This window comes from Paenibacillus sp. UASWS1643, from assembly GCF_008693195.1.
Lineage (GTDB): Bacteria > Bacillota > Bacilli > Paenibacillales > Paenibacillaceae > Paenibacillus > Paenibacillus amylolyticus_B.
In genome coordinates this window covers 1-285 of sequence record NZ_VXKZ01000028.1, presented here as the reverse complement: position 1 = coordinate 285, position 285 = coordinate 1, and the positions used below count along the sequence as shown (strand labels likewise).

The following is a 285-nucleotide window of genomic DNA, read 5'->3' as shown; positions in this document are numbered from 1 at the left end:
ATGGTGGCTCGGGACGGAATCGAACCGCCGACACGAGGATTTTCAGTCCTCTGCTCTACCGACTGAGCTACCGAGCCTTACTACATTAAAAAAAATGGCGGAACCCACGGGATACTCTCACTTCGTTCGAGACTGCGAAGCTTATGCTCTCGAAGTGAATGCTCCGACGAACCCAAAAACGGATTCTCATCCCTGAAGCATATACAAGATGGCGGAACCGACGGGATTCGAACCCGCGATCTCCTGCGTGACAGGCAGGCATGTTAGGCCAACTACACCACGGTT

1 tRNA gene is annotated in these 285 nt (G+C 53.0%); it reads right to left on the bottom strand.

From position 1 onward, the window contains the following. Position 1 precedes the first annotated feature (1 nt). Positions 2-77 (bottom strand) — tRNA-Phe (locus FE296_RS00120). Positions 78-285: the final 208 nt, after the last annotated feature.